At 59.6% G+C, this 5903-nt stretch carries 7 protein-coding genes; all 7 read left to right on the top strand.

The annotated features are described in order from the left end of the window. Positions 1 to 1074: hypothetical protein (locus EOM25_11645; protein ID NCC25825.1), on the top strand; the 1074-nt coding region annotated here is incomplete at its 5' end. A gap of 51 nt (positions 1075 to 1125) precedes the next feature. Beyond that, positions 1126 to 2424, top strand: a complete 1299-nt coding sequence (locus tag EOM25_11650) for a S41 family peptidase (protein NCC25826.1) — start codon at positions 1126 to 1128, stop codon at positions 2422 to 2424. Continuing rightward, positions 2297 to 3823, top strand: coding sequence for a divergent polysaccharide deacetylase family protein (locus EOM25_11655; protein NCC25827.1), 1527 nt, complete (start codon positions 2297 to 2299; stop codon positions 3821 to 3823). Before EOM25_11650 ends, EOM25_11655 begins: the two co-directional genes overlap by 128 nt. A gap of 49 nt (positions 3824 to 3872) precedes the next feature. Continuing rightward, positions 3873 to 4292 carry a nucleoside-diphosphate kinase gene (locus tag EOM25_11660; protein ID NCC25828.1) on the top strand — a complete coding sequence of 140 codons (420 nt, stop codon included), beginning with the start codon at positions 3873 to 3875 and terminating at the stop codon, positions 4290 to 4292. Then, positions 4292 to 5089, top strand: a complete 798-nt coding sequence (gene proC, locus EOM25_11665; GenBank protein ID NCC25829.1) for a pyrroline-5-carboxylate reductase — start codon at positions 4292 to 4294, stop codon at positions 5087 to 5089. Before EOM25_11660 ends, proC begins: the two co-directional genes overlap by 1 nt. A 76-nt stretch (positions 5090 to 5165) precedes the next feature. Next, entirely contained in the window at positions 5166 to 5579 is a 414-nt protein-coding gene (locus tag EOM25_11670) for an Hsp20/alpha crystallin family protein (GenBank protein NCC25830.1), read from the top strand. A 13-nt stretch (positions 5580 to 5592) separates the two neighbouring features. After that, the coding region (locus EOM25_11675; GenBank protein NCC25831.1) for an Hsp20/alpha crystallin family protein at positions 5593 to 5903 on the top strand (311 nt) is incomplete at its 3' end.

The raw sequence follows: 5903 nt of genomic DNA on the forward strand, positions 1-5903 counted from the left end.
ATTCTTGCCCTGGCCTGTGGGTCTTCGGCCTTGGCCACCAACCTGGACGAGCTCAAGCGTTCCGTGACCGATCGGGAGTCCGCAGTCCAGGCCAAGAAGAAGGAAATGGCTAGGCTGACGGCCGAGGAGAGGAAAAAATACAAGGATCTTGCCAAGTTTGAAGACAAGGTCCGCGATCTTGAGTCCAGAGTTCAGGAGCATGAGCAGGCCCTGTCGGCCATTGAGGCCCGGGAGAGCGAGGCCAAGGCCGAGTACGAGTGGCTCGGCAAGGAACTCGGACAGAAGTCCGAGGAGTTGAGCCGTTTGATGGCTTGGCTCTGGCCGGCCTATTTCAAGAGTCTGGAAAGCCAGATGCGGAACATGTCCGATTGGGCCGAAATGGACCGGATGTTCTCCTGGCTGTCGTTTTTTTATGGCCGGACTCGGGAAACCATGCGGGTCGTCAGAAGGATGGCCGAGGAGACGGCCGAGGGCCTCAAGCGACTGGAGGCCTTGAAATCCGAGGCCGAGGCCGCTTTGGAAGGCGTGAATCAGCTGAAAAATGAGACCCTCAAGGATAGGCTGGTTCTGGTTCAGGAGGTTCAGAAGCTTCGGGCTGTCAAGCTCGAGCGTGAGGAGGAGGTCAACTCCCTTTTGGAGTCGATCCGAGATCTGAATTACAAGATCCGAATTTTGAGTACGAAGCAGATCGTCAATCTCAAGGGTTTCCTGCCTTGGCCGGCCAAGGGAAAGGTGGTCAAGAAATTCGACCCTGGGGCCTCCCCCCCGTCCAAGGGCTTGGGGATGGCCCTTGAACAGGGCCAGGAAGTCCGGGCCGTGTGCTGGGGCCAAGTGGTCCACGTTGGTCAGCTTCGTGGCTTCGGCCAAGTCGTGGTCCTGTTCCACGGAGATCAGTATTACAGCCTGTACGCCTTTTTGGCCGAGGCCTCGGTCCAGTCAGGGGCCAAGGTGGAGAAGGGAGAGGTTGTCGGAGTCTGTGGGCCCTATCCCGAGGCCCGGGGGCCGGGCCTCTATTTTGAATTGCGTTATGGCCAGAAAGCCGTTAACCCCCTGCAATGGTTTGCTGAAAAGTAGGCGTCAACGCTGACTGGATATCATGGCAACATGTCTAGGACGGAGGAAATAATGCGGACGAGTCATGTCGTGGGAACGTGCCTGATGGTGCTGAGTCTGGCCTGCATGCCCGGGCCGGGGCTGGCCACGGATCAGGATCTGTACGGGCCTCTGAAGCGGTTCAGCAAGGTTCTGGATCTGGTCGAGGAGAACTACGTCCATCCGGTGGACCGAGAAGAGGCCATGAACGGGGCCATCAAGGGCATGCTCCAGAAGCTGGATCCGCATTCGACCTTCATCGAGGCCAAGGAATTCGTGATGATGCAGGAGGAGTTCGCCGGAGAATTTGGCGGCATAGGTGTCCAGATCGGGATCAAGGACAGACGGCTGACAGTCATTGCACCCATCGAGGACACCCCGGCAGACAAGGCCGGGCTCCTGGCCGGAGACATCATCTTGGAGATCAACGGGGAGCCGACCCAGGATTTTTCCCTGACCGAGGCCGTGAACCGAATCCGGGGGCCTAAGGGCGAGGCCGTGACCTTGACCATCATGCACAAGGATTCGCGCCGTCCGGAGCGGGTGACCATCGTCCGGGGGGCCATCCCCATCTACAGCGTCAAGTCCATGCCCCTGGAACCGGGCTACATGTATCTCCAGCTCACCGACTTCAAGGCCACGACACTGGACGAGATGAGAAAGGCGGTGACAGAATTCGCCAAGTCGACACCGCTCAAGGGACTTGTTCTGGATTTGCGGAACAATCCCGGCGGACTTCTGGACCAGGCCGTTTCCGTTTCCGACGCCTTTCTGGAAGGGGGGCTCATTGTCTACACCCAGGGTCGGGAAGAGAACAGCCGACGGGAATACAAGGCCAAAAAACAGGACGACGACATCCTTTGCCCAATGGTAATCCTGATCAATTCTGGTTCGGCGTCGGCTTCGGAGATCGTGGCCGGGGCCCTACAGGACCAGAATCGGGCCGTACTCATCGGCGAGAAGACCTTCGGCAAGGGTTCGGTCCAGACCATGATTCCCCTGGACGACGGTTCGGCGGTCAAGCTGACTATCGCCCTCTACTACACCCCTAACGGCCGTTCGATCCAGGCCCAGGGCATCGCCCCGGATCTGGAGGTTCCCCTGATCGTGGGGGCCACGAGAGGGGGGGATGATCAGCTGTTCACCCTCCGAGAGGAGAATTTGTCCGAACACCTGGACAATCCCGATCAGCCCGACAGCGAGGATGATGCCGACGAGGTCGATCTGGACGCAGCCGAGCGCCTGGAACGCGATAACCAGCTGCGTCTGGCCTTGCAGATCGTCAAGTCCCTGCCAAGGCTTGGGGCCGTGTCCGCTGGCTCGGCCAAATAGATTTTTCCTAACGGTCAGAATCAGCATGGTGACCAAGGGCCGGGCATCCAAGGCCGGGCAGACGAAGCAGACGGCCAAGAATTCGAAGCCATCAGATAAGGCCAAGAAATCGGCGGCCAAGAAGAGATCGGCCCCGACTCGGAAAAAGGCCAGGCCGAAGTTCCTTTCGGCTGGGCTTTTCGCCATGGGAGCGGTGCTGGTGCTGTCCATGACGGTCCTGGCCTGGATTTTGATTCAACCTTCGATCAGATCAAAGCCGGTCGTTGCAACGACGAAAGAGGACCGCAAACCCTCTCCTGTTGCGCAGACTCGGGATCCGAAACCGGAAACCGCCAAGCCTGCCAAGGCCTCCGTCAGGCAGGCCGTGACCCAATACGAGGAACACTCCGGGGAGACCTTTGCCATCCGGGTCAAGGAGGTGGAGTTGTCCCTGGTTCAGACCCTGTTCACCCTGGGACTGACTCAGGGGCAGGTCGAGGAGGACCGGCCCGAGGAGCGACGGCACAGGGGCGAGTCCTTCGAGTACAGGCGATACGTCATCCGGGGGGTCGGCGACCCTCTTGGTTTTATCCAGCGTCTGCGGGAGAATCTGACCCACCTGGTAGACGGGGCCGGGATCAAGATTCTGAATGAATCCTCCACGGCGGCGGAGGTTCGTCTGGACGGAGTGGCTGTTCTTTTCCTCGGTCTGGAGGCCAATGGTCTGCGTCCGGTTCCGAAGCCGGCTCTCGAGCCTAAGGCCAGAATGGCCATCATCATCGATGACATGGGCGAGAGCCTCAAGGAAGCCAAACGGTTGGCTGCCCTGGACTTCGACCTGACCTTTTCGATTCTGCCGTTCACGACCCGGGCTGTCGAGGTAGCCCGGCTGGCCAAGGATAGCGGCCTTGAGGTTCTTCTGCACCTTCCCATGCAGCCCAAGGGGTATCCCGGAGTCGACCCCGGTCCCGGGGCTCTGTTCGTGGACATGGGGCCGGACGAGATCCGGGACATAGTCCGCAGGGAGTTGGACCGGGTGCCCGGGGCCTCGGGGGCCAACAACCACATGGGATCCCTGTTCACCGAGCACCGGTCCGGAATGGAGGTCGTGGTCGGAGAGATCGCCTCCAGAGGCCTGTTCTTCGTGGACAGCATCACCACACCGAACACCGTGGCCAGGGCCGTCTGCCGGGATCTGAACTGCCGGTATCTGAACCGCAACGTATTCCTAGACAATGACCAGGATGTCGAGGCCATTCTCGATCAATTGCGCAAGGCCGAGTCCATGGCCAAAAGGATCGGCCGGGCCGTGGCCATCGGCCATCCATATCCCGAGACCCTGACGGCCCTGGAGCTTTGGTCCAGGGAGCGGGATCCGGGAGTGGCCGTATGCCGGGCCGGAGACCTGGCCGGACGATAGACCCGAGTTTTTTCCAAACGACTAACGAGTAAACGAGGAGAGACCGATCATGATCGAACAGACTTTTTCCATCATCAAGCCCGATGCTGTGGAGCGCAACCTGCAGGGGGCCATCCTGAAGATGATCCAGGACGCCGGTCTGACCATCAAGGCAATGAAGATGGTCTGGATGTCCAAGAAGCAGGCCGAAGGATTTTACGCCGTGCACAGAGAGCGGCCCTTTTTCGGTAGTCTGACGGAGTACATGTGTTCCGGGCCGGTGGTGGTTTCCGTCCTGGAAGGCGAGAACGCCATCGCCAAATACCGGGAGCTCATGGGTGCGACCAACCCGGCCCAGGCGGCCGAGGGTACCATCCGCAAGCTCTATGCCCTGGACATTGAGCGCAACTCCTGCCACGGCTCCGACGCTCCGGAGACGGCGGCCGTGGAGATCCCCTACTTCTTCAGCCGGTTGGAGCTGGTAGGCTAATGGCTCCCGGCGTCGGGTTCATCGGCCTCGGCAACATGGGCGGGGCACTGGTTCGAGGGCTGGCCGGGGATCGGACGAGATCCCTGGCCGGTTTCGATCCCGACAAGAATTTGGGCGAGGCCCTGTCAAGAGAATGCGGGCTACTGTCCCTTGGTTCGGCCGAGGCCGTGTGTGCCGAGAGCACGTATCTGATTCTGGCCGTCAAGCCCCAGATTGTCCGCCCGGTTCTCGAGAGCTTGGCCCCCAGGCTGACATCGGAGCATTATCTGGTGTCCATTGCAGCGGGTGTGCGTATCGGTTCCCTGTCCGAGTGGTCGGGTAACATCTGCCCGGTGGTCAGGGTCATGCCCAATGCCCCGGCCATGACCGGCGGCGGGGTCTTCGGGCTTTGCTTCGACCATCACCTAGTTTCTCGAGAGGTCCGGGACGGAGTCATGGGGCTGTTCTCGGCGGTGGGGCAGACCCATGTGCTGACCGAGGCGATGCTGGACGTGTTCACGGCCTTGGTCGGCTCCGGACCTGCCTTTGTGCTACACTGCATGGAGGCCATGATCGATGCAGGAGTGACTTTTGGCCTACCCAGGGCCGAGGCCACGAAAATGATTGTCGGCCTGTTCTCGGGCACGGCCGGGATGGCCGTTCAAACCGGAACCCATGTCACCCTGCTCAAGGAGATGGTCACCTCACCGGGCGGGACGACCATCGCTGGTTTGAACGCCATGGACAGAGCCGGAGTTAAGGCCGGGCTGCACGAAGCCGTGCGGGCGGCTCTGGAACGATGTCGGGAGCTGGGTTGAAGTCATTTTTTGCGGTCCCTCTTGACGGTTTGGCGTGGGTGCTTATTATCATGCCAAAACTCAAGGAGGTGGACCAATGGTCATAGATTTCAGTACCTACTACGACCTGCCGCAGAATATCGAGCGGCTTTTCGAAGAGTTTGCTAGGCCCCTGTCCATAAGTCAGAGGCGATCCTCGTACCCGCCGGTGAATATCGCCGAAGACGAGAAGACCATTTATGTTTCGGCCGAAATACCCGGAATGAACATTGAGGACATTGAGCTGACCCTGACCGAAGGTAGTCTGGTCCTCAAGGGAACCCGCAAGCCAGAGCAAGGCTCCTATTATCGGCAGGAGCGACCGACAGGAAATTTTCAGCGCATCGTCAGCCTTAACGTGCCCATCAACTCAGACGGGGTCCAGGCCAGCATGAAGAACGGCGTTTTGAACGTGGAGCTGCCCAAGGCCGAGGAGGCCCTGCCCAAAAAGATCAGCATCGAGACGGCATAAGGGGAGGTGTGAAATGACCAAAGAAATTACTAGCAAGGACAAGACGACCCTGGCCCAATTCCGCCCGGCCACGGACATCCTTGAGCGCCCGGACGGGTTTCACATCTTCATGGACCTGCCAGGGGTGGACAAGGATGCACTGGTCATTGACCTGAACGACAACGAACTCGAGATCCGGGGAGGGGTTGAATACTCTCGGCGTGAAGGGGCTAAGGATGTCCATTTCGAGTTTGGAAGCGGGGAGTATGTCCGGAAGTTCACTCTGTCCGATTCCGTGGACAGGGAGCGGATCAAGGCTTCTATGAAGAACGGTGTCCTCGAACT

The sequence above is a fragment of the Deltaproteobacteria bacterium genome, assembly GCA_009929795.1.
Lineage (GTDB): Bacteria > Desulfobacterota > Desulfovibrionia > Desulfovibrionales > Desulfomicrobiaceae > RZZR01.